Origin of the sequence: Myxococcus sp. AM011 (assembly GCF_013372595.1) — a bacterium.
Lineage (GTDB): Bacteria > Myxococcota > Myxococcia > Myxococcales > Myxococcaceae > Myxococcus > Myxococcus eversor.
In genome coordinates this window covers 1-888 of sequence record NZ_JABXEM010000582.1, presented here as the reverse complement: position 1 = coordinate 888, position 888 = coordinate 1, and the positions used below count along the sequence as shown (strand labels likewise).

The window sequence follows — 888 nt, the reverse complement described above, 5'->3', positions numbered from 1 at the left end:
GTGCGCGAAGGGGGCGGGGCGGGGCTCGTCATAGACGACGACGAGGACCTCCGGAGCGCCCTCGGACAGGAGCCCGCACGCCTCCACGAAGGCCGCCTCCACTGTCTCCGCCCCCGCGGCCACCGCGCTCTGCGCCGTCAGGTCGCCCCGGGCGATGGAGTAGAGCGCGCCAATGGCGTTGTGCACCGACAGGCTGAAGGAGGTGGGGGACAGCGGAGAGGCCTCGGCCAACTGCTCCAGCAACTCCACCGAGCGGCCCATGTCCCCGTACCGCGACGCGAACACCATGGGACGCGGGGGAGCATCCCCCTGGCACGTATAGGCCGCCTGCAGCGCGATGCGACCCAGCCGGTCCACCCGCCGGCGCATCATCGCCGGCATCTCGGTCAAGGGTGGGGCGCCCTCGGCCGGAAGCGGATGCGGCTGCGAGAGCCAGGAGCGCCAGGCGTCGTGTCCGACGAGCCCGGGAGCCCACGCGGCCCAATGGTGGACGGAAAAAACCATGATGGCGGGGAGAAAGGCGGAGTGCGGCGGTCCTCTACCAAAGCATCATATACGAGACAATTGCCTCCAATGGGGCATTGCCTCTAGGGACGAGACAGGGGCCTCCGCATTCATGCTACGCCGCGCTTGCTCCCGGCCGAGAGGGGTGGCGCGGCGGTCCCGCTCGCATGGCCGGTGGGGAAGAGGCCTCGTTGGACCCCTGAACACCCGGCGGTGCGGGGCCGGCGCCCGGCGTGATTCCGCTCTGGGCGCAGCCCTCAATCACAGGGGCCGCCCCGCGTCCCAGGCCTCCACGACGGAGGGTGGTGGTAGGGGGTGGGACGGGCTCTCGCGGTTTCCCCTGGTGCGCTTCCTACCCGCCCGCGGGTTCCTGGGGGCTCATTG

Annotated in this window: 1 protein-coding gene; it reads right to left on the bottom strand. The window is 71.1% G+C overall.

The genetic code is table 11. The features are described 5' to 3' along the window. Window positions 1-504, bottom strand: a 504-nt coding sequence (locus HUW62_RS47435) for a beta-ketoacyl synthase chain length factor (RefSeq protein WP_176438214.1), incomplete at its 3' end; no start/stop codon positions are given. Window positions 505-888: the final 384 nt, after the last annotated feature.